This window comes from Streptomyces katrae (assembly GCF_000966975.1).
GTDB lineage: Bacteria > Actinomycetota > Actinomycetes > Streptomycetales > Streptomycetaceae > Streptomyces > Streptomyces katrae.
In genome coordinates this window covers 1-21,016 of sequence record NZ_JZWV01000169.1, presented here as the reverse complement: position 1 = coordinate 21,016, position 21,016 = coordinate 1, and the positions used below count along the sequence as shown (strand labels likewise).

Below are 21,016 nucleotides of genomic sequence, written 5' to 3'. Positions count from 1 at the left end.
GTAACCGCAGGTCAGCGGCAGCACCCCAGCACCACGACCCTCCGGGCCGGCGGCACTCAGCCGCCGGCCCGGAGTCGCTTCACCCCTCCTGGGCCGTCTGTGGGCCGTCGGCCGCCGGATCGGCGGCCCTGTAGACGTCGTCCACGGCCCTCAGGGCCCGCTCATGGCTGCTCGGCATCAGGTGCGTGTAGACCCGGAGCGTGAAGCCGGGGTCGCCGTGTCCGAGGTAGGTGCTCAGCGCCTTGATGTTCTCCCCTGAGTCCAGCAGCACGGACGCGTAGAAGTGCCGCAGCGCGTGCATCCCGTGCTCACGCGCGGCCTGGTGGCGCTCACCCGGCCGCGGCTCCGGAATGACGCCGGCCTGCACGAGGGCGAACTTCCACACGCGGGTGTTGAAGTCGGTGCGCCGCACCGCGCCCCCGCCGGGGAGGGAGAACAGCAGCCGCTTGGTGACGAGGGGCCCGTCCGGCTTCAGCCAGGGCAGAGTCACGTCCACCGGCGGGAAGGCCTCGCGGTGCTCCCGCAGCACCTGCGCGATGCGGCGGGGGAGCGGCACATCCCGTTCCTTCTCCCGTTTGGGCGGACCGAAGACCAGGTGCCCGTTGGCCACCTTCACCTGGTTGGCCACCCGGAGCCAGTCACCCCGGAAGTCGTCCGGATCATCCGGCAGACCGAAGATCTCACCCTGCCGGAGCCCCAGGCCCCCGCCGGCATCCGCCATGGCCTGGTACCGCTTGGGCAGCGCGGCCCGGACCGCGAAGAGCCGCTCGGGCGTCCACGGCCTGACCCGGGGAGGGACCGGAGCGGGTGCCCGGACCGTACGGGCCTTGCACGGGTTCTTCGCCAGCAGCTCGTCATCTACGGCGGCGGCGAGCACGGCGGAGACGCTCGCGAAGATGACGCGCCGGTACGAGGAGACCGGCAGGACCTGCTCCAGCTCGCTGAGCCAGTCCCGGATGTGCTCCGGCCGGAAGGAGTCGAGCGGCCGCGGGCCGAGGTACGGGAACGCGTGCTTGCGGATCTGCACCTCGACGGACGACCGCGTGGTCACGTCCGTCGTCAGCGAGGCAAGCCACTTCTCTCCGTACTCCCGGAACGTGATCCGCCCGGCGGCCGGGTCAATGTACTGGCCCCGGGACATGTCCGCCTCGATCTCCGCCAGCCACTTGTCGGCGAGACGCTTCTGCTTGTCGGGAAAGCTCTTCGACTTCTCCGTACCGTCCGGCCCGATGTACCGCGCGCGGTAGCGCATGCCGCTGCCGTAGCGGTCGGTCTTGACCCGTCGGGACTTGCCGTCGGGGCCGTTCTCCGTCTTGTACCAGCGGTCTTGTATGTGCCCTGCCACTGAGGAGGAACCTTCCAGAAGGAATGGGAAAGGGCGGGACCAGGTGGGCCCGCCCTCGTGGGGTCTGATGGATGTCAGGCGGCCTGACTGATGTCCGCCCGCATCTGGTCGGCGATCCACGCGTGCACGGCGGTGGGGTCGTAGCGGACGTGCTTGCCCACCCGGAATCCGGGCGGGCCGGTGCGCTTCTTGCGCCAGGCGTAGACGGTCTCCAAGGGCACGTCGAAGAGCTCGGCGATGTCGTCGGGGGTGAGGTACCTGTCAGGGAGTCCCGCCCTGAGGGTGGTGATCGGGTCGGGGGTCTGGGGCTTGGCCATGTCGGCTCCTGGCGTCCCGGGGCTGAAGGCGGAGTCACATTGCTTTGAGTCGCGACTCACTGCGACTCAGAGCCGGATTTCGGGGCTTGAGTCGCAGTGAGTCACGTCTCTGGCTAATGCGGTTCGGGCTTGTTGAGGGTGATGCCGGTGTATGTGGGCACCTGCTGCCCGTAGGCGTCGCGGGGGCGGGTGCGGTGGAGTTGGGGGACGACGGAGAGGAGGTTGCGGCCGAAGACCTGCTTGGTGCCGATGGCCTTAACCCCGTTGTCTTCGGCCCACTCCCGCCAGACGGCCCACAGCGTGTCCACCGGAACCTGGCAGGTGGGCCCCGTGGCGCACCGCTCGCGGACGAACGCGCTGGTGGGGGATGCGGTGTCCTGCATGATCGTGATGGATTCCTGAGAGGAGGCAGGTTGTGTGATCCGGCCGGTCCGCTCCAGGCGAGCGAGCCCCTCCAGGGCCCAGTTGAGGATGCCGGGCATCTCGGCGGCGAGCTTGCCGTCCAGGCCGGTGTCCTCTTTGCCGAGCCAGGACACGGTCATGCTCAGCACGATGAAACGGCGGGCGATCACACCGGACGCGTCCCCGAAGCTGGGCAGCTCGTTCGTGAGGATCATCAGCCGGGTGGGCAGCTTGCCCGTCCAGGCTTCGCGGTACTTGCGATCGATGTCGATGGTGTCCTCGCCGGAGATGGTCAGCAGTCGCTCCACCACTCCGTTGTCATTGCCCGACAGGCGCGCATCGGAGATGACTGCGAGCGGCTTGCCGATCAGCGAGGCCAAGCCGAAGTTCGTGCCCAACCCCGAGAGGGTCGGCCCGGCGAGGTTCTCCTTGCCGACCAGCTCCTTCATCACCCGGGCGATGGTGCCCTTGCCGGATCGGGTCGGGCCCTTCATGAGCAGGATCTTCTGCTGGTCGGTCCGGCCGGACAGGACGTAGCCGAACCACTCCTGCAGGGCCGCGACCGACGCCGGGTCGTCGGGCCACAGCCTGCGGAGGAAGCCCTCCCAGTTCGGCGCGGTGGCGGCGGGGTCGTAGTCGAAAGGGACGGCGACGAGATTGAAGAAGCCAGGCCCGTGCTCCAGCAGGCACCGGTCGCGGATCCGCAGCAGGCCGTTGCGGCAGGCGACGGTCGGGCCCGGGTTCGGCTGGTCGGGGTCGGTCCAAGACGGCGGGTCCACATCCGTCGGCAGCAGGGTGATTGCGCCGAGGGCGTCGAGCAGGTTGCTTAGCTTCGTTTTGGTGGGTGCCCAGTCTCGGATCTCAGGGTTGCCGTCCTTGTCGAGACCGGCGGTGTACGTGGCGTGCTCCAGCCGGGTGTAGAGGCCGGCGCGCATCTGCTGCTCGTCCAGCTCCCGCCAGCAGGTGCCGTTCCACCTCATCCACGACCCGCGCCAGCGACGACACAGCAGTCGCTGTTCGTCGTCCTGCCAGCCGGGCAGTATCCGGCGGGCAACCGCCATCGGGTTGGACGGCGCGGGCAGCTCTTCGGCGAGGCTCATGCGGCCTCCCTCCCTTCCGAAGCGCTGGTGAGCAGGGGGCAGGTCTCGCGGTGCTGGTTGTATTCGGCAACCAGCGCTGCCACGGAGCGCTGCCCGGTGCCTGTACGGGTCTGCCCACAGCGGCAGGCGTAGGCCGCGGTGGGGGTGTCGGCGTAGCGCTTGGACCAGCGGGCGCCGTCGTAGTGAGAGCGGTAGACCGGTGCGGCGTAGATCCGGATTCCGGGCCGCTCCGGCGTCGGGTCCTCCAAGCTGCGACTCTGAGCGTCACCGGCGAACCGCCCAGAGCGAGGAAGGGCCGAAAGGACGCCCTGACGGGCGACACCCTTGGGCGCCCCACCCTGATCGGCGGCCGAGGCCTGTTCGGCGGGCCTGGAGCCGATGGTCACGACGCCCTCACCAGCCCGGCGCTGGCGAATCCGTTGGTGACGGCGCGCTCGGCGTAGGCCTGCGGTACGCCGACCGACACGGCGGCGTCGATGATCTGCTGTGCGAGCGTGCCCAGGCCGCACGGTCCCGGGCACGCGGTGTGCTGCGCGGCGAGGAACCGTGCCACGCCGTAGGCCTGGCTGCCGGCGCCCTGCTCGCGACAGGCAGCAACCTTGGCCAGGCCCCGGTCCAGGCCGGTGCGGACGAAGGTCTCCGTATGACGGCATCCGGTGGCGACGGACCGGTCCCACGTGGCGCGCCCGCCGGACGAAGAGGCCACCCTCGCCCGGGGCGGGGTGGCTTCTTCCCTTGCGGTGAGGGCGCGGACGGCGTCCGGTAGCACCGTGATGGGGCCCGTGCCGCGGCCGTACCAGCGGGTGTACTGCATGCGGGACTTGATGTCGACGCCGGGCCGGACCCTGTTGGCAGAGGCCATGGCGCCCTGGTAGATCCAGTGCTCCCCCCGCATTGTCGCGACCGTCTTGGTGGGGGGAAGGTTCAGGCGTGCCCAGGCGACCGCATTGGCGTTGTCGAGGTCCACGACGGTGAGCTGGGCGCCACCGGGGTGGTAGGCGACCGCTCCGGCCTGCCGCCATGCGGCAGCCCAGGCAGGAGAGGCGAGGACCTCGCGGCTGGTGGTGGCTGCGGCCCAGCCGTGGCAGGGGGCAGGGCACTGGCAGGGGCCGGCGGCTTTCATGTGGGGCCGATCCCCACACGCCGAACCGGTGCAGGCGGCACAGTTCCCGAACGGGAGCTTGCCTTTCCTCAGCGGGAGCACGGGCACATGGGCTTCGACGAGGTTCAGTGCCAGGGAGAGCAGCGCGGGCGGGGCGCTATAGGTCATGCTGGTGGTCTCCAGTTCTGTCGAAGGGCGTGGAGAACCGGGGCGGTCGCGGTCTTTGGCGAGAGGCGACCGCCCCGGGCGTAGCTACTGCCCGCCGATCCAGGCGGCGTACTCCTGCCGGACGTAGCCGCGGGGCTGGCGGGTGCTGTCCGGGTGGTCCAGGGCGCGGGCACCGTCGAGGTCGATGAGGCGGCGGGCGGCCTCGGTGGCGAGGGTCGCGGCGTCGCCGTGGACGGGGTCGTCGTCGGTGAGGGCGATCCGGTCCAGCAGTGCGGCCTTGCGGAGCCAGAACTCCCGGACGTGGACACCGTGGAGGCAATCGCGGGCCCCGCGGGCGGTCCAGCCGATCTCGCTGATGATGCTCGGCGCCTTGGCGTACGCGGTCTCGGGCGCCGGCCACCGGTTCACCGCCTGCTCGGCGGTGACGTACAGGCGGACGCGGTCCCTGTCCCGGGTCGGGTGCTGGCGGACCGGGCCGGTGACGAACACCTCCGACAGGGCCCTGATGATGTCGGGGGCCTCGGGCTTGGTGCAGATGACGCGGATCTCGAACACGTGCTTCTCCGTTCGGGTGGCTTCAGCGGTGGAAGTGGTTGCGCTTGAAGACGGCCCGGCGGATGTTGACGACCGTCCCGGTGTTGCCCCGGTCGTGGTTTCCGAGGACCTGGGTGGCGATGAAGCCGCCGAAGATGACGGCGGCCAGGATGATGAGCTGCTGGATGAGCGCGGCGACCGCGGCGATGAAGGTGGTCAGGAGCATCAGCCCACCGCAGGCCGCGGCGAAGCCGATGCCGCCGAGGGCGATGTTGACGGCGACCGGGTTGAGGGTGCGGCGCTCCCGGACGGGCTCGGGAGCCTTCGCCGGGTTGATGGCGTAGCCGGTGATGATGCGGCCGTCGGGCAGCTGGATCGTCTGGACGTCCGGGACGACGAGGGGCTGCTGAGCGGCCGTCGGCGCCGGGATGGCCGGAGCCAGGGGGACCGGGTGGTGGACTTCGGTCTCCCGACGGGTGATGTCGTGGTTCACCGTGCCTCCTACAGGTTGGGGATGGCGTGGATGACGGCCTGGGCGAGCTGGTTGATGGGGGTGGCGGCGCCGGTGGACGCGAGGAAGAAGCCGAACATCGCGGCGATGAAGGCGCTGCCGTAGCCGAGGGTTCGGGAGCGCAGGAGGAAGAAGAGAACGAGTCCGAAGAGGGCGACGAGGGAGACGGTGACGGCCAATGGGGTTCTCCTTGCTTGGGGTTGGGAGCGGATAAGGTGTGTGGCGGTCCGGCTCTTTCGAGGCCGGGTTTCGAGTGAGGGCCGGCGGCCGAGCCGGTCTGCCGCCAGCTCGGCGGGGGGATACGCCGCATGGCGTTCGGCCGCCGGCCTACTCGCTCCGGCTACCTGCGGCGCTTGTTACGCGCGTCCTCGCGGGCCTGGGCCTCCTCGCGGATGCGGTCGATCTCGTTCTCGATCGCCCTGATGGACTTGCCGCGCTGCTGGCGGCGGACGGCCTTGGTGCCGAGGTAGAGGACCCGGGCGAGTTCGCCGAGGCTGTGCGGGTCCTTGTCGGTGAACGCGTACTTTTCGCGGGCCATGACGGTGTGCTCCCTTGGGGTGTGGGTTCAGCGGGTGCCGGCGCGGTGGATGTGGACGGCGCGGTTGTAGATCCAGCGGCCGACACGGATGCGCTTGCCGGTGGCCTGGCAGCGGCGGCAGTCCTTGCCGCGCTTGGGTCGGCCCTTGCGGTCGGTCCGCGCGAGGTAGCCGAAGCCGCGGCACTTGCGGCAGTTGCCGAACGGCGAGGCCACGCACGTCGCGGTGTAGCTGAGCGTGAACAGCAGGATGAGGGCGCTAGCGGTGAGGAAGAGGGTCATCGGGGCCTCCTAGGCCGGTTTCAGGGCGTGCGGGAGCGGGCCCGCTAGGAGCTAGCGGGCTGATCAGGCGGTATATGGGGCGCTAGCGGTGCCGCTAGACCTAGCGGGGTGTGCTGCTAGGCCTAGCGGCGGCCTGTGGCTAGCTCGCGTCCCGCTTTCCGTCACGCTCAGCAATGGCGCCCGTGATCCGGGCGCGCTCGATGCCGCGTCGGTTTGCGCCCTTGCCCTCCTTGGTCTTGCCCCAGACCTGTCCGGTGGGGACGCCGTGGGGCTTGAGGGCGGCGGCCAGGCCCTCGGGGTCCCAGCCGCTGTAGACGTCCGGTCGCAGCTCGGCCAGACGAGAGACGACGATCTCGGACCAGACCTTGGGCTCCTCGGCGGGGACGACGGCGAGGATGTCCGAGAGCAGGTCGTACGAGGACCGCTCGTCGTGCTCGGGCTCCTGGCCGAGGGCGTGGCCGCTGAGGGTGCCGGCGGCCTCGCGGGCGGCGCGAGCCCGGTTGCCGATTGCTTCGGCGGTGGGGGCGTCCACGTACACGGAGGAGACGATGCGGGCGTCCGCTCCCTCACCCACGAAGTAGTGGATGCCCTTGTCCTTCCAGGAGAACATCGTGGCCCGCACGCCCCGCTTGTAGCTGGAGGTGCCCAGGACCATGTCGTTCTCCAGCTGGCCCATGACCTTCAGGCAAAACCGGGCTGAGGCGTTCGCCGAGATGCCGGTGGGCAGGGCCTTGGCGTCCGGGCGCTGGGTGGCCAGGAGCAGGACGATGCCAGTGGCGGGGCCACGCTTGACCAGGTCGGTGCAGATCTCCTCGAACTCGGCTCCGTGCTTGGGGTGCTCGAACCAGACCTGGCACTCGTCCACCCCGATGACGATCGGGTGCAGGCCGAGCTTGGGCTTGTTCGCCAGCTCCGAGGTCACCTTCGACTCGGGGCAGATGTCGCGGGGGAGGGAGCGGATCATCTTCGCCCGGCGGCGGAGTTCCTCGCGGACTTCGCGGAGGTCGGCGAGGGCGTAGTCGATGTCCGAGTCCTCATCTCCGGCGCGGTGGCGGTGGGAGACCTTCTCGCCCACCGGGTCGAGGTCGCCCGTGCCCTTGAGGTCGTAGGTGTGCAGCTCAGCGCGGCTGTCGAGGGCCGCGATGAGCAGGAGCAGGCGCAGGAGGAAGGTCTTGCCCATGCGGGGGATGGCGCCGATGACGGCCGCGATGTACATGAGGGTGATCTCCACCCAGCGTCCGCGCTGGTCGGTACCGAAGGCCACCGGACGGAAGAGATCCACCTCGCCGGACTTCAGGAGCGGCCAGGTGGGCTTTTTGGCGGTGGACATGTCCTGGTCGCCGACCCAGAGCACGAGGCGGCCGGTGTGCTCGTCGGGGACGGCCTCGGGCCAGACGCACCCGAGGGGGCGGCGCAGACCTGAGGCGAGCTTGTCGCGGCGCTCGATGACGTCGGTGACGGTGACGCCGTAGGGAAGGTCTCCCTCGGCACGCCAGCCGGGGCCGTCGCGGGTGATGGGAGCGGTGAAGGTGAAGCCGTCACGGCCCTTGGACTGCGCCTGGTTGATCGGAGCGATGCCGAGGGCGCCGAGGGCGCGCAGGATGATGTCCGAGGTCAGCTTGGGGGCCTTCGCCACTTCCACGGCCCGGTTGATGACCGGCGCATCCGGGCGGCGGCCGGCCGCACCGAGGGCGAGGATCAGGGCGCTGACGGAGAGGGCGTGGATCCAGCCCGGAGCCAGGACGTAGACGGCGAGCGCGGTGATGGACCCGACCAGGAGGGCGAGGCCGGCGATGATGGCGCGTAGCCGGACGCGGCCGTCGCGCTGGCGGGACAGGGTCAGGTACTCGATCGCGTCCTCACGGCGGACGGCCGCCGCGCGGACCGGCTCGCCCTCGCGGTCGATCAGCCAGCGCATCGTCCCCCCGACCACCTTCGCGGCCCCGCGCGGAGACTGGAAGGCGAGGCGGGCAGCGTAGACGGGGGACCGCAGCGCGTGATACCCGGCGAGGTGCGTGTAGTGCCGGGCCACCCACAGGGTGACCGTCTTCAGCTCCTTGGTCGACCGCAGCCACGGCGGGACGATCGCCTGCCGCTTCGCGCCGAGCAGGCGGCCCAGGTATCCGGGTCCGGCGAGCGCGGGTCCGTCGACCAGCCGTCGGGCCGTCGGGTCGCCCGACTCGTCCTCGGCGGGGACCGGGGCGGGGTGGTCCGACGAGTCGGCCCCCGAGGCGCGGGCGGTACGGGCCTTGTCGAGGTCAACAACGTCCGCGTGGAATTCGGCGGACAGCTCGGCTTCGAGCCGCCTGAAGAAGTCGTGCTCATCGCGGTGGTTCACTGGTGCTTCCCTTCCAGTGCGAGGGGTAAGACGGGCCCGGCCGACTGCTGTGAGAGGTGAGCGGTCGGGCCCGTGCCTTGATGGTGAGTCCGGTCCTTGCGCAGGCGGGCACGCAGACTGCGTGCCTTGTTCAGGCGGCGCGCTGCTCGTGGACGGCGCTGCACGCAGTGCAGCTACCGAGAGAGGTCGGGATGACGTAGCCGGCGTCCTGCCGGCAGTCGGGGCAGGTACGGCGGGCACGCATCGCCTCGGCGAGGGCGGCGCGGCGTCCGGGCGTCATCGGCCGTACGGGCTTGGCCCGGTCGATGGCGAAGAGGTAGGCCACGCGAATGCCGGGGGTCCCCGGCCGGCGGTAGCGGTTGGAGTGCCAGAGCACCTGCGCGACCACGTCCTGGCCACCCGGCCGGAGCCCCTGCTCGCGGAGCTGACGGCGGGTGGCCAGGCCGAGCGGGGCGAGGTTCCACGGATACGTGGGGATGCCGAAGCGTTCCCCACGCGGGTCCCAGAACCGTGGCTGGACGGCCATCAGGCTGCCGCCTCAGCCCCAGTCGGGTGCTGAGTCCGCTCAGCCTTGAGTGTGTCGCGCAGGGCGCGGCCGTTTGCCGACGACGTACGGACTGCCTTGCGGATCGCTTCGGCCGTCAGCTCGTCGTCGGACCAGCCGGCTGTGGCCTTCCGTGCCTCGGCGAGGAGTTCGTCCGGGGTGCGAGTCGGTCGGGGAGTGCGGGCCGACTGAGGCACTCGACCGGTCGCCCTACGCGGTACGGACTTCAACGCGGCGGCCGACTTCACCGGAGCCGCATCAGGCGGCTCTACCGGCTCGACTGCCGGAACCGCCTCTGTCGGCTCCGCAGGTTCGATGATCGGAACCGGGTCGGCCAACTTGGGCAAGGGTAGTTCGGCAGCGGCGGCCGGGGGCTCGGCGGTCGACTCGTGCAGGTCAGACCTCAACCGATTTACGGTGAACTCCACCGTTTCATGCAGGTTTGCGGGAGTGGTGAACATGACGGCGAGGGCGGCGTCCGCACCGCTGGTCAGACGGTCGCGTTGGACGTCCAGGAGTCGGGCGCCCAACGAGGCGTCCCCCAGCCCGACTCTGCGGGCCAGCCGCCATGAGGTTCGGTCCGACGACTTCCGCACCCACGACTGAGGGTGGTTCGCCGCACGGGCCCGGTGGTACGCCAGCGCCCGCACCACAGCCGCGGCCTTTGCTTCGGCCTCGACGTCGTGGCCGTCCTGGTGGACCACGATCCGCCGGGCGAGGAACGCCATGCCCTCCGCCGACACGCACATGCCCATCGGCGTCACGGCATAGATCACGGTGCGACCTGGATCATCGGCGGCCATGGCGGCCATGACTGACGCGGCAGTGGGAAGAGCCCACAATCCCGTCCGGATGATGCCGGGGGAGGACTGCCCCAGCATGGTCAGCCCGAGCAGCACCAGCGCCAGAACGGCGGTCGCGCCCTCGCCGGCCGCCACCGCGCCGAGTGCCGTACCCGAGCCGTAGGCGCGGCTGATGTTGCTGAACGTTCCCGCGCCGCCGGCGATGCCAGTGGCGAGCATGGGCAGGAAGGCAGCCGTGAGGACGACCTTCTGCACCTTGGTCAAGGACCTGCGGTCTGGCATCACGTTGCCTCCCCGGTGGTGCCGCGGCGGCCGGCCCGGCGACCGTTGACCGTGGACGTTTCCTGGACGGTCAGGCGATGCGTGATGCGCCAGCCCCCACCGCGCTGCTTGGCCTTGTACATCTGCTCGTCCGCACGGCGCAGCAGGGTGGACAGGTCGGTGCCGGCGCGGTGGTAGGCGGCGCCGATCGAGGTGTGCACCTCGATGGAGCGGCCCTCGAACGGCACTGGCTGGTCCAGCCGCCCGGTCAGCATGACCAGGTCGCTGCGCAGCTTGTCGATGCCGTAGCCGGGGATGACGACGGCGAACTCGTCCCCGCCCAGGCGCCCGGAGATCCCGGCGTGTTCCTCGGCCCACAGGCCAAGGCGCTGCCCGGTCGCGCGGATGACCGCGTCACCGGCGGCGTGGCCGAGCGTGTCGTTGATCTCCTTGAACCGGTTGAGGTCCAAGACGAGGACGGCGCGCTGGCACTGCTGCGACAGGCTCTTGCGGGCCCTCTGCTCGAAGGGGGCCCGAGTCCACAGGCCGGTGAGCGGGTCGCGGCGGGCGGTTTCGATTCGGCGCCGCATCCACAGACTGTGAACCGACCATCCGGATACGAGCGGGAGTGCCGCGGACAGGGCCGTCATGGTGTGGCTCACGCCGCACCCCCGAGGTCGGGGTTGGTCAGGCCCGTCAGGTCGGCGATCTCGCCCCCGGTCAGCTTCGTCCGCTGGTCCATGGCGTGGGCGACCGTGGTGATGTGCGGCCACAGCAGCGCGACCGTTCGGTTCGCAACGGCCTGGATGGTGGGCCAGGACTTGCCGCCGCGCGGGGTGTGCCCCCGGCCCAGGTGGTAGCCGAACTGGGCGAGGACGTCGATGGCCAGCTCGCGGTCGTGTAAGGCCACGCAACCCGCCTCCAGCTCGGGCGTCCACAGCCCGTCCTGCTTCAGGTAGCGGACGTGGGCCAGCTCGCCGGCGGCGCACTGGGCGGCGTACCGCCAGGGCGACACTCCGGCGGCGACGTGCCGGGTGTTGCCCGTGACAGCCATGGTCCCGTCGGCGGTCTGCCAGGCGATGACCTGGCTGTGGATGACCCGCATGCCGTAGGCCATGGACAGAACGGCGTGTCCGGCCTCGTGGAAGGCCAGACCCAGGCGCGCCTGCTCGTGGGTCAGGGTCGGCATGGCCACCACCGGCAGCGGCTCGCCGAGGTGGTCGAGCAGGTGCTCCGGCTGGGGCGTCTGGGAGTTCATGCCGCCACCCGCCCCTTGCTGTTGCGCCGGCGGGCGGTGGCGCGGGGCGGGAGCGGAACGATGTTGAACAGCTCGGGAGCGTTGGCCGCGATCACCTGGGCGGCGACCCGGCTCACGTCATCGGGGAGGTTCGGGTACTCGGCGAGGATGTCGCGGGCCGCGTCCAGGCGGGCTGCGCGCTCCTCCTCGCTCTCGCCCTCCACCCCGAGCCACAGCTCCAGCGGCGTGCCGAGGGCCAGTTCGATGAACTCGTCGGTGCTGACGGCCTCGTGGCCGCCGATGAAAATGCGCATGGTGCTCTCTCCTGATGTCGAAGGGACGGCCCGTGGCGGTCGCGGTCTTTGGCGAGAGGCGACCGCCCGGGGGTGGAGCAGCTCAGACGGTGGTGATGAGCAGGGCCGCGACCAGCAGCCACAGGTGGTGGAAGGACTGGTCGAGGGCGTAAGCGCCGGTGCCGAGGTGGGTCGCGGGCGTGCCCTCGGCAGTGACCGGGTGCAGCGGGTGAGCACCCGTGCCGAGCTGGTAGAACTCCGTCTGGCCGGCGACCTTGGCCAGCCAGGCGAGGGTGCTGCGGCGGTCGGCCCACCAGTGCGTCACCGCATCCACTCCCAGCCCGACCGCCAGGCCCAGGACCGAGAGCTCCAGGCCGAGCAGCAACGCGACGGGGAGCAGTAAGGCGAGCTTGGTGGCGGTCAGGGTGGCGACGTGGCGGGCATCGGCCAGGCGGCCGGTCCATCCGGCCTTGCCCTTGTCGGCCGACTGGCGGGAGGTCTGCACCCAGTGATCCCCGACGCTGTGTGCGACGTACAGGGCGGCGAATACGGCGGCGAAGGTTGCAGCATTCACAGGAACTCCTCGGTACCGAAGGGAAGTGGTGGCGAGGGCGGTCGCGGCGAGAGGCGTCCCAGCCCTGGCGGTGAAGCCCGAATCGCGGCTCCCCTCGACCCCGCCCGTACGTGACGGGCGGAGGAGGCAACCGGCCGGAGCGCAGTCAGCGCTTCGGAAGGGTGGAAGGGCCGTGCGAGCGGGGCCGGACGACGAAGTCCGGAGCCGACTCGCACAGCGGTCGTGCGGTGACGCGAAGGGCGTGGCCGGTCGTACCGGTCCAGTACGGCCGGCGCCCACAGATGTCGAAAGAACACAGCAACCTCCAAGCCGGAGGGGCGAGGCTTCACCAGCGCACCGTTGCCACGGCGCTCCGGTCCCGAGCCGGGGAATCGGGCGCGTCATCATCACTGCTCTGACGCCAGCAGGGCGGCGCGTACCGGGTGGCACCCCGAGGGGGTGTTCTCCAGAGCCAGGACGCGGAATAAGTGGCCGCCGGCGACAACCCGTCGCCATGGGGACGGGGATCACGCCCCGTCTCGTCTCACTTGGCACGCTGTTCAGTTCTCAAGGAACCAGTGCTTCCCTCAGACCCCTTTCGAGGGCCCTCCGGCCACGGCAATGCGGGCTCGATCGTGGCTGCACTCCAGGCAGCTGCGGCCGATTGGGCCTGGCTTCAGATCGAAGCTTGGCTCTGCCTCAGAGTGCACTGTGAGGCAGAGTTGCGCAAGCCTCCTCGACGTAAGGGCGGGGCGAGCGCTGGTCCTACCTGTGCCGCTTGGGCACACTGAGGCAGTGACCGCGAAGAAACTTGAGGTGCAGATGGTCGAGTGGACGGGCAAGCCCGCCTACCAGCAGGTTGCGGAGCAGCTGCGGGGGAGGATCGCGGCCGGCGAGTTCGCCGAATCCGGCAAGCTGCCGTCCTTGGCGGACCTCCAGGCGACGTACGGCGTCACCGTGACCGTGGCGCGTGACGCCATCCGTCAGCTCAAGACGGACGGCCTCGTGGTGAGCCACCAGGGCAAGGGGGCGTTCCTGACGGCTGCGGCTTCGGACAGTGCCAGGCTCGTCGGCCCCGAGGTCGCGATCGCAGAGCTTCGCGAGCAGGTCGCTCGACTTCAGAGCGAAGTGGTCGAACTCCGTGAGCGAGTAGTGGAGCTGGAGGAGAAGTGATGTCCGGCCGGCGTCCGCCCCAACGGGGTAGTCGCCGAGCGAGCGCTGCGCGCTCTGATTCACGAGCTGCCGAGCCGCTGCCGTTGTCACAATCCCGCCCCTTCGTCAGCATCGGATGGAGGGCTCCGACCTGCGTCGCTAGGCTGGTCGCCGCCCCTCTGCATCCTTTGTAGCGAGGGCAATTGACTGTTCGGCAGACCTGTCATGTGGCCGCCCACGGGTGGCCACATGGGCCGCATGAGGGGGGATGGAGTGGGCCAGCGTCCGAATGATCTGACACCGCATGCAAGCCCTCAGCACTACCTCGGCGCCGAGATGCGTGCCTGGCGCACGCACCGGGGCTTATCGCTGGGCAAGCTCAGCGGAACCATCCTGTTCAACGCCAGCTACATGGCCCGCGTCGAGCGTGGAGGCCAAGCCGCATCCGCCGATTTGGTCCGGGCGTACGACGATGCTCTCGGGGCGAGCGGGTCGCTCGTCCGGCTCCACACCTCGATCCTCGAAGGAGTCAGCCTTGAGGCCCTCCCCAAGGGGGATGTGGCTAATCGAGGGCCTCATGTGGCCAAAGCCTCTGTGGCCCTGGCTGGGGAATCGGAAATTCAGGCACCGTCGGAGGAGGGGATGTCAGTCCCCGTACGTTCCGATGACGGAAGGATCATCTTCGTGTCGCTGTCCCGAAGGGCTCTGATTGGCGCGCTCGGCGCAGGCGCGGCGATAGCCGCAACCCCCAACCTCTCGGCGGCAGCGGCTCCCGCCCCTCGCGCGGATCTCGTCGCGTCCGGGGCCGACCCGATCGAGCTCCTCCAGGCCACCCGAAGGGTGTTGATCGACAACGACAACCTGTTCGGGCCGCATCGAGTGATACCAACTGTCCAGCAGCAGATCGCCGCCATCAAGGAACTACGGGTGGACCGCCGCGGAACCGACCGCCGGCAGCTCCTCCAGCTTCAGACCCAGTACTCCGAACTGTGCGGCTGGCTCTACCAGGACCTTGGGGACTTCCGCGCTGCCCAGCACTGGATGCGGGAGGCCTTGGAGGCCTCGCACATGGCGGGAGACGACGAGCTCACCACGTATATCCTGGCGCGCCGCAGCCAGCTCGCCGGAGACATGAACGACCCGATCGAGGCGGTGGACGTAGCGGAAGCGGCGGAAGACCGCGCCGTTCCGCGAAGCCGCCTGGCCGCCGTGGCTGCGACGTACGGGGCACACGGGCACGCCCTGAGGAACGACCCGCTGTCGGCTCAGCGTGCGTACGAACACGCCCTGGAGCTCCACGCCATCATGGACCCGGATCCCAGTTCCCCGTGGGGCGTGTGGCTGGACGCGGCATACATCGACGTACAACGGGCGCACAGCCTCGCGGCACTGGGCGACCACCGAGCGGCGGCCGAGGGCTTCCGGAACGCCATCAGCCGACTGCCCGCCGGCTACCACCGCGACCGCGGTGTCTACCTGGGCCGGGAGGCCGTCTCCCTGGCAAGGGCGGGGGAGGCGGAGCGGGCGGCGGTCGTCGGCCTGCAAGCCCTCAGCATTGCGAAGGAGACCGGCTCGGACCGGATCTCTCGGGAGCTGGCCCAGCTCGACGGCATTCTTGATCAATGGCGTACGGTCCCTGGCGTGAGCGACTTCAGAGACGCGCTGACCGACGCCGTACTCCGCCAGGCCTGACCTGACCCCCTCAGCACCGACCAGCAACGAAGGAGACCCGATGCCCCGCCCGTACGTCCTGCTGAGCGTGGCCACATCCGTGGACGGCTACATCGATGACACCAGCACGACGCGGCTCCTGCTGAGCAACAGCGAGGACTTTGACCGCGTAGACCAGGTGCGCGCTGAGTCCGACGCCATCCTGATCGGCGCCGGCACGATGCGGTCTGACAACCCCCGACTGCTGGTCAACAGCGAGGAGCGACGCGAGGCCCGGGTGGCCGCGGGGAAGCCCGCCTACCCGCTCAAGGTGACCATCTCAGCGAGCGGGGACCTGGACGCCGACCTGAAGTTCTGGCACCACGGCGGGGACAAGCTCGCCTACACCACAGACGCGGGCGAGGAGAAGCTCCAAGAGACGCTCGCTGGCCTCGCAGATGTGGTCTCCACAGGCCCGACCATCGACTTCGGCGCCCTGCTGGACGACCTCGGCGCTCGCGGTATAGAGCGGCTGATGGTGGAGGGCGGAGGCCAGATCCACACGGCGTTCCTCTCCCAGGGCCTGGCCGACGAGATCCACCTCGCCATCGCCCCCCTGGTCGTCGGCGACCCCGGCGCCCCCCGCTTCCTGAACCCCGCCAGCTACCCGGGCGGCTCCACCCGCCGGATGCGCCTCGCCGAGGCCACCACCATCGGCGACGTGGTCCTGCTCCGCTACCTGCCCAAGCAGGAGGGACCGCGTGAAGCACGCAGATGATGTGACCTGGATGGAGCGAGCCATCGAGCTCTCCCGCAAGTGCCCGCCGGCAGAAGGCGCGTTCTCGGTCGGCGCCATCATCGTGAGCGCCGACGGCGAGGAACTGGCCCACGGCTACTCGCGCGAGACGGACGCCCACGTCCACGCCGAGGAATCGGCCCTGTCCAAGCTTCCGGCGGACGACCCGCGCTTGGCCGGCGCCACCATCTACAGCACCCTGGAACCCTGCTCGGAACGCCGCTCCCGCCCCCTCACATGCACCCAACTGATCCTCCGCTCCCCAATCCGCCGAGTAGTCATCGCGTGGCGGGAGCCGAGTCTTCTGGTGGCCGACTGCGTGGGAGTGGAGACCCTCCGCGAGGCCGGCACCGAGGTCCTGGAACTGCTGGAGCTCGCCGACATGGCCCGGGCGGTGAACTCCCACCTATTCGGTTCCCAATGAGATTTTGCCGGTGACAGCCGGGTTGCTTCGATCCAGGCTGTCCGGGCTGCCGCGAAGGCGCTCGCGCAAACGCCTACCCTAATCGGGCGTAGCTGACTTACGATCTAGGCGTGACTCAGGAAAAACTCGGCAGAATCCTCAGTTCGGTCGCCAAGCAGATGCGCGCCGACTTTGAACAGTCGCGAGAATTTAAGCACAGTGGCGAGGCTGGGACTTCCCGTGAAGTTCTCGTTACGAAATTTCTCGCAAATTATCTGCCGGCGCACGTCGAGGCCATTCATAATGCTGAAATCATCTCGGTTACGGGGGAAACCTCGCGCCAGGGCGACATTGTGGTCGTTGATAGGGGCGCCCCACCTTTTACCACCCTGGAAGGGTATCGAATCCTTCCTAATGAGTGTGTGTACGGTGTAATTGAGGTAAAGACCAGGCTGGACAAGGCGGACCTGATCGATGCGTGCGAGAAGATCAGTGCTGCACGGCGCCTACCGAAAGCCGCCTACCGGCCCGAGACTGGCCCAATTCGCCGCACCACCTCGGCGTACGGAAATACCTACGATCATTATCCCACGTCTGGGATAATTGTGGCCTATGAGGGGCTTAGCCTGGAGACCCTCGGGAACCACCTAATGGAATGGTGCTCTTCGCGAGCGCCGATGGACTGGCCGGATAGTGTGTGGGTCCTCGGGAAGGGGCATCTTCAGTGGGTGAGCCCGCTGGGCTTGCTTGAGCGTTCCCCTTACAGTGGAGTCTCGCTTGCCCAAATTGACGTATGGAAGGATCAGGATCTCCTGCTCCCTCTCGCGCTACATCTAAATGTGCATTTCTCTGAAGCCTGGATGAAGCCGTTGGACCTGATTCCTTACGCGGGCAGTGGCATGCTTGGGACGTTCAGCAGGAAATGGGATTTTTCTTAGAGTGAAGACCCGCTCACCTGAGGTGGGCGGGACTTGCTTTATATGATGCTGACGAATCCTCCGCCGTTCACGGCATGCACAATTGAGATGTCGTGACTTAGGAAGTAATTGGCAATGTCCTCGTCGGGGGCTTCCGGGAGCAGGATTGCGCATTTCGGCGGGTAAGGATGCTGTTCGGTCCTCACGTGGCGCCGGTAGTCAAGCAGCTGCCCCATGGCCATCCTTGCGTTTATGCGGGAAACTGACCCCTTGGCCTCATAAAGAACATGGTCGGTCGCGTCGTATAGATCCGTTCGCAGAGTGGAGGTTGCGCCCTTCACCCTGATCTGGAATGCGCCGATCACGTGATTTCGTGCTTCGAGATGGGCGACGTAGCGATCCACGAGAAGAGCTTCATTGCGGAGGATCACGGTCTCTGGAACGGCAGACCGCGTGGCCTTCGGCGTCTTGAACGCTTCGACGCCAACAAGCTTGCCTCTTGCGGCGGCCGCCAGGCTCTGCCCTGACATTGAGCCCATCGAGTGTGTAGTGAGGACTGTTCTCGTCACGGCCGCAGCCTGGAGCATTTCGACGGTAATGGCGCGAGGTACGAACTCGGCTGAGGTGCTCGGCGCTGGCTCCAAGTCATCAGCTGGCGAAGGCTCCACGCTATCGATCGGCCGGAGGCGGAACACGATGGCAGTCCGAAGCTGCCCGTCCGCGCCCTTGCCCTGCCGCGGCACGAACGGCTGGACGGAATCAAGGGTGAAGCGCCCGACGTATCGGTGTGTCTTCGTGCTCGTGCCCTCCACCTTTCCGTGACGCACGAACAAGTGCAGGGCTCGCCCGCTCTGCTCGTGGCGCAACACGGCCGCGTTGCCGGCTCCACCAGCGCCGGCGAACCCTTGATCGCCCGAGAGCCCAGCGCCTGTGTACTCGAAGATCGGCCCGCCTGCGTCTGCTTCGCCCAGCCAGCCATCGTGGTAGCCAAACGCTTCGCCGACTGATGGGTCGGAGTAGAGAACCACGCTCGGCGAGGTTGTCGACGGGCAGATGCCTCCGTACGGGCTTCCCCCGAACACCCTGCGGATCTCAGCGCGGGTGTAGATGTGGCCCGGTTCGATCGGCTGGCCCTCATTCGTCATGCTCAGAGCCTAGACGGCTCCACCGACAAGCCCTAGTGGTCTGTCCAACTCGTGGCTCGGAAGGAAGAGTTCCGCGAGCCGGGCCTCGGTCGCCCCCGGACGGTTGTGCCCGAGCGTCTGGGTGGAGCTCACTGAAGGAGTGTGAGTCTAGGCAAGCTATCTGCTGGCTCTTTCGGGATTCCACTGCGCTGGTCAGGTGGATGCGCCGATCATGGTCCGCATGCCCTACTCATACTTAGCGGCAGACGACACTGCTACGGCGTGGATCGCGGCGGCGGCAGCCGTCGCCGGCGCTCTCCTTGGGGTGGTTGGATCATTCCTTGCCGCGAGGCTCTCCAGCCGCGGAGCTGTCGGCGCGGCTGCTCGGACTGGTGCAGACGCTTATGGCAAGGCTGTGCGTGAGACGCGAATGGAAGCTTGTCACGGATTCGCTACCTCCGTACGCGCCATGATCAGCGGTGCGCAAGACATGTCCAATGCTGTCCGGAGCTACAATATCAACTTTGACTCTGACGACAGAGGGACACTGCCCGGTCAGGTAGAGATGCTCGCATTGGCTGACATAATTGGCGACGCTGCTGTACGCGTTCGCATTGCAGGACCCAAGATCGTCGCTGATGCAGCGTACGGCGTGCTGGATAAATGCACTGATGCCATGTCCGATCTTGCCGAGTATGTGAGTCTCACGCAGAGCAGCTTCATTCCAGTGGATCACCCGGACATCCCGTTGACGATTATCACGGACCGCCCGATCGTCCGGCACGCCGAGGTGCAGGCAAGTCTGGGTGCGGCAACCAACGCCTTGGTCGCATTTTTGGATGTCGCCCGAGATCACTTGGATGATTGGAATGGGCAGGCTGCCTGAAGAGGCTCCTTCTTGCCCGTGGATCGCCGGCAGGGATTTCCGGGCCGTGCCAGGGTTGCGGGAGGGCGGCTGGGGTAACCGGCAACTATCAGCTATGGTCCTTCAGGTACCGCTCTGACGGGTGCTGGATAGGGGCCTGTTGGTGCGTCGAGAGGGCCATGACTTCTGTGATCGTGGCTCTTCCTAGCTTCAGGTTCCAGAATCACCCGAAGGGGTTCCACTCGTCCTTCTCTGTCGCTGTGGGGTTCGATCCGGATGGCGATCCGGGCATTTCGGAGAATCGCGACTCGTTAATCCAGTAGGAATTGCGTAGCCTTTGATAGTCGAAGTCGCTGCCTTGCGGTGTGCGAGTCACGGCGAGAAGCCCGTGACTTTCAAGGTGCTTGCGAGCCTCAGTCCACGTGTTGTGTGAGAACCCGTAGGATTCACGCCGTTGCCTCGGTACGTACCGAGGCTCCGAGTGCCCTCCTTGGGATTCGAGAAGTGCGAAAAGTAGGGCGATCGTGGTCGCGTTGAGGGCTAGAAGCCAGCCGTTTCGCCAAAACTCGATTGGTATTCCTACGTACCTTCCCTTGAGGCTGGCGCGCTCGAAAGCCTCACCCTCTCCGTCAAGAGGTAGGAGCTGGATAGTGGGAGGGGCGTAGCCGCGCCGGGGGCCAAGTTCAATGAAGCCATTCTCTGCGAGCCATTTCATATTGCTGGTGACTCGGCGGGGGCCCGAATCTGCAGGCAATGCCAGGCGCCGGCACCAGGTTTGCGGTGTCGGAGGGCGCTTGATGTCGAACGGCTCGGCGGTGGCCATCATCACCATGCACAGGTAGAGCTTCAGCCGCACCTCGCCTCCTCGCCCGCCTCGGATCAGCCTGGCAAGAGGAGGGAGGGTGCTCGCCTCCCGTGACCTGACGAAGCTGGGGGCGAAGGACACGCGGCCGTGACGCAGCGCCTTATCCACAGCCTTGTTTAGTGCTTCGGTGGCGATGAGTTGCTCGGGCGTCAGCAAGGTTCCTTACCTTCTTGCAGGAGAGACCGGGGGTTCAGCAGTGCCAGGGGTTCGCTGCTGTACATGGGCAGTTCCTCCCTTTCCTTCAGCAGCGTCTACGGGCTACTGAGCAACTACGCAGTATCTACCGCAGTGCAGCGCCATCTGTCCATCAGGAGACACTCACTTCACCAGCAGGAAGGGTCTAGAGGTGCTTTGACCTGCTGATTTGTCTCTGTCACCTTCGGCTTAGCGGCCCGGGTGGGCCGCTTTAGATGGCGAGCCCGGTGCCCAGCAGCACCGGGAAGGAGGGGTGCATGAGCATCAACACAGCGGCGGGTCGGGGCGTTTGGCTTGCGATCGTTCTGCTGGCGAGTCTGTCGGTGGCGATTGGCGCCGGCTTCGTCCTCTTCCTGGTGGGGGTTGAGGTCAAGCTGGTCCTGGGAGGCGCCGGAGCCACGTTCCTTGGGCTCGCGCCGCTTGGGCTGGCGGCCTGCCGCTTCGTTGTCGAAGGCCCTCAGGGAGCAGACTGCTGACCGCCTGAGGGCAAGTGACGATGAGCTCGGCAGCCCATGTTCGACTAATGCAGGAAGACTGAAGGGCGTTCCCTTGGGGCCGTCCCTGGGCCGTCAGAGGGCGGCCCAGGGTGACCAACGTCGACCGAGCCTGACCTTCAAAACCCCCGCCAGTTGCGACGTTGCAGGAGAGGCCACAGATCATCGGTGCCTCGCATGACTTCCTCCGCAACAAGAAGCAGGAGTGGGAGGAGTACCGCTCGGAGGTC

Annotated in this window: 26 protein-coding genes; 7 read left to right on the top strand and 19 right to left on the bottom strand. The window is 68.0% G+C overall.

The features are described from left to right. Positions 1–79 precede the first annotated feature (79 nt). From VR44_RS08350 to VR44_RS08270, 17 genes are all read right to left on the bottom strand, one after another. Complete coding sequence (locus VR44_RS08350; RefSeq protein WP_045946749.1) at positions 80–1,345, bottom strand: tyrosine-type recombinase/integrase; 1,266 nt, start codon at positions 1,343–1,345, stop codon at positions 80–82. A 74-nt stretch (positions 1,346–1,419) separates the two neighbouring features. After that, positions 1,420–1,662, bottom strand: coding sequence for a helix-turn-helix domain-containing protein (locus VR44_RS08345; protein WP_045946748.1), 243 nt, complete (start codon positions 1,660–1,662; stop codon positions 1,420–1,422). Positions 1,663–1,775: 113 nt separating this feature from the next. After that, positions 1,776–3,164, bottom strand: a complete 1,389-nt coding sequence (locus tag VR44_RS08340) for a DNA primase family protein (protein ID WP_245691641.1) — start codon at positions 3,162–3,164, stop codon at positions 1,776–1,778. Next, positions 3,161–3,550 carry a hypothetical protein gene (locus VR44_RS08335; protein ID WP_211275037.1) on the bottom strand — a complete coding sequence of 130 codons (390 nt, stop codon included), beginning with the start codon at positions 3,548–3,550 and terminating at the stop codon, positions 3,161–3,163. The genes VR44_RS08340 and VR44_RS08335 overlap by 4 nt, the downstream gene beginning before the upstream one ends. Then, positions 3,547–4,434: a bifunctional DNA primase/polymerase gene (locus VR44_RS08330; RefSeq protein WP_045946747.1), complete on the bottom strand. Its 888-nt coding sequence runs from the start codon at positions 4,432–4,434 to the stop codon at positions 3,547–3,549. The genes VR44_RS08335 and VR44_RS08330 overlap by 4 nt, the downstream gene beginning before the upstream one ends. A gap of 84 nt (positions 4,435–4,518) precedes the next feature. Then, positions 4,519–4,989: a hypothetical protein gene (locus VR44_RS08325; RefSeq protein WP_045946746.1), complete on the bottom strand. Its 471-nt coding sequence runs from the start codon at positions 4,987–4,989 to the stop codon at positions 4,519–4,521. A 22-nt stretch (positions 4,990–5,011) separates the two neighbouring features. Further along, positions 5,012–5,461 (bottom strand): hypothetical protein, encoded by a 450-nt coding sequence (locus VR44_RS08320; protein ID WP_045946745.1) that lies wholly within the window; start codon positions 5,459–5,461, stop codon positions 5,012–5,014. A gap of 8 nt (positions 5,462–5,469) precedes the next feature. Continuing rightward, complete coding sequence (locus tag VR44_RS08315) at positions 5,470–5,658, bottom strand: hypothetical protein (protein ID WP_045946744.1); 189 nt, start codon at positions 5,656–5,658, stop codon at positions 5,470–5,472. A gap of 161 nt (positions 5,659–5,819) precedes the next feature. Then, a complete protein-coding gene (locus VR44_RS08310) occupies positions 5,820–6,017 on the bottom strand; it encodes a hypothetical protein (RefSeq protein ID WP_045946743.1) in 198 nt (65 codons plus the stop codon). 27 nt (positions 6,018–6,044) lie between these two features. Beyond that, positions 6,045–6,296: a hypothetical protein gene (locus tag VR44_RS08305; protein WP_045946742.1), complete on the bottom strand. Its 252-nt coding sequence runs from the start codon at positions 6,294–6,296 to the stop codon at positions 6,045–6,047. Positions 6,297–6,435: 139 nt separating this feature from the next. Further along, positions 6,436–8,634, bottom strand: a complete 2,199-nt coding sequence (locus VR44_RS08300; RefSeq protein ID WP_045946741.1) for a cell division protein FtsK — start codon at positions 8,632–8,634, stop codon at positions 6,436–6,438. A 130-nt stretch (positions 8,635–8,764) separates the two neighbouring features. Continuing rightward, positions 8,765–9,160 (bottom strand): RRQRL motif-containing zinc-binding protein, encoded by a 396-nt coding sequence (locus VR44_RS08295; protein WP_045946740.1) that lies wholly within the window; start codon positions 9,158–9,160, stop codon positions 8,765–8,767. Beyond that, positions 9,160–10,263 carry a flagellar biosynthesis protein FlhF gene (locus VR44_RS08290; protein ID WP_045946753.1) on the bottom strand — a complete coding sequence of 368 codons (1,104 nt, stop codon included), beginning with the start codon at positions 10,261–10,263 and terminating at the stop codon, positions 9,160–9,162. The genes VR44_RS08295 and VR44_RS08290 overlap by 1 nt, the downstream gene beginning before the upstream one ends. Continuing rightward, complete coding sequence (locus tag VR44_RS08285) at positions 10,263–10,832, bottom strand: GGDEF domain-containing protein (protein WP_342669301.1); 570 nt, start codon at positions 10,830–10,832, stop codon at positions 10,263–10,265. Before VR44_RS08285 ends, VR44_RS08290 begins: the two co-directional genes overlap by 1 nt. A gap of 68 nt (positions 10,833–10,900) precedes the next feature. Continuing rightward, on the bottom strand, positions 10,901–11,500 hold the full coding sequence (locus VR44_RS08280) for a hypothetical protein (RefSeq protein WP_045946738.1): 600 nt from the start codon (positions 11,498–11,500) through the stop codon (positions 10,901–10,903). Further along, on the bottom strand, positions 11,497–11,793 hold the full coding sequence (locus VR44_RS08275) for a hypothetical protein (RefSeq protein WP_045946737.1): 297 nt from the start codon (positions 11,791–11,793) through the stop codon (positions 11,497–11,499). The genes VR44_RS08280 and VR44_RS08275 overlap by 4 nt, the downstream gene beginning before the upstream one ends. 82 nt (positions 11,794–11,875) lie before the next feature. After that, positions 11,876–12,346, bottom strand: a complete 471-nt coding sequence (locus VR44_RS08270; RefSeq protein ID WP_045946736.1) for a DUF3307 domain-containing protein — start codon at positions 12,344–12,346, stop codon at positions 11,876–11,878. A 774-nt stretch (positions 12,347–13,120) separates the two neighbouring features. Between VR44_RS08270 and VR44_RS42355 the strand changes: the two genes are divergently transcribed. The 5 genes from VR44_RS42355 to VR44_RS44885 all read left to right on the top strand — a co-directional run bounded on the left by VR44_RS42355 (position 13,121) and on the right by VR44_RS44885 (position 17,264). Beyond that, positions 13,121–13,498, top strand: a complete 378-nt coding sequence (locus tag VR44_RS42355) for a GntR family transcriptional regulator (RefSeq protein ID WP_052713508.1) — start codon at positions 13,121–13,123, stop codon at positions 13,496–13,498. 228 nt (positions 13,499–13,726) lie between these two features. After that, the gene (locus VR44_RS42350; protein ID WP_245691640.1) at positions 13,727–15,169 is read left to right on the top strand and encodes a helix-turn-helix domain-containing protein; all 1,443 of its coding nucleotides are present in this window, start codon (positions 13,727–13,729) and stop codon (positions 15,167–15,169) included. A gap of 40 nt (positions 15,170–15,209) precedes the next feature. Then, entirely contained in the window at positions 15,210–15,905 is a 696-nt protein-coding gene (locus VR44_RS48765; RefSeq protein WP_045946735.1) for a RibD family protein, read from the top strand. Next, on the top strand, positions 15,889–16,347 hold the full coding sequence (locus tag VR44_RS48760; protein WP_094191499.1) for a cytidine/deoxycytidylate deaminase family protein: 459 nt from the start codon (positions 15,889–15,891) through the stop codon (positions 16,345–16,347). The genes VR44_RS48765 and VR44_RS48760 overlap by 17 nt, the downstream gene beginning before the upstream one ends. 110 nt (positions 16,348–16,457) lie before the next feature. Continuing rightward, positions 16,458–17,264 (top strand): DUF6602 domain-containing protein, encoded by an 807-nt coding sequence (locus VR44_RS44885; protein WP_157880255.1) that lies wholly within the window; start codon positions 16,458–16,460, stop codon positions 17,262–17,264. Between the two features lie 38 nt (positions 17,265–17,302). On the opposite strand, the gene VR44_RS08245 is transcribed toward VR44_RS44885, so the two are convergent. Next, positions 17,303–18,388, bottom strand: a complete 1,086-nt coding sequence (locus VR44_RS08245; RefSeq protein ID WP_045946734.1) for an SRA domain-containing endonuclease — start codon at positions 18,386–18,388, stop codon at positions 17,303–17,305. 448 nt (positions 18,389–18,836) lie between these two features. On the opposite strand from VR44_RS08245, the gene VR44_RS08240 reads away from it, so the two are divergent. After that, the gene (locus VR44_RS08240) at positions 18,837–19,253 is read left to right on the top strand and encodes a hypothetical protein (protein ID WP_045946733.1); all 417 of its coding nucleotides are present in this window, start codon (positions 18,837–18,839) and stop codon (positions 19,251–19,253) included. A 202-nt stretch (positions 19,254–19,455) separates the two neighbouring features. Here the strand turns inward: VR44_RS08240 and VR44_RS46340 are convergent, their stop codons facing one another. Next, positions 19,456–20,253 (bottom strand): hypothetical protein, encoded by a 798-nt coding sequence (locus VR44_RS46340; protein ID WP_157880254.1) that lies wholly within the window; start codon positions 20,251–20,253, stop codon positions 19,456–19,458. 296 nt (positions 20,254–20,549) lie between these two features. Between VR44_RS46340 and VR44_RS08235 the strand changes: the two genes are divergently transcribed. Continuing rightward, positions 20,550–20,768, top strand: a complete 219-nt coding sequence (locus VR44_RS08235; RefSeq protein WP_045946732.1) for a hypothetical protein — start codon at positions 20,550–20,552, stop codon at positions 20,766–20,768. Positions 20,769–21,016: the final 248 nt, after the last annotated feature.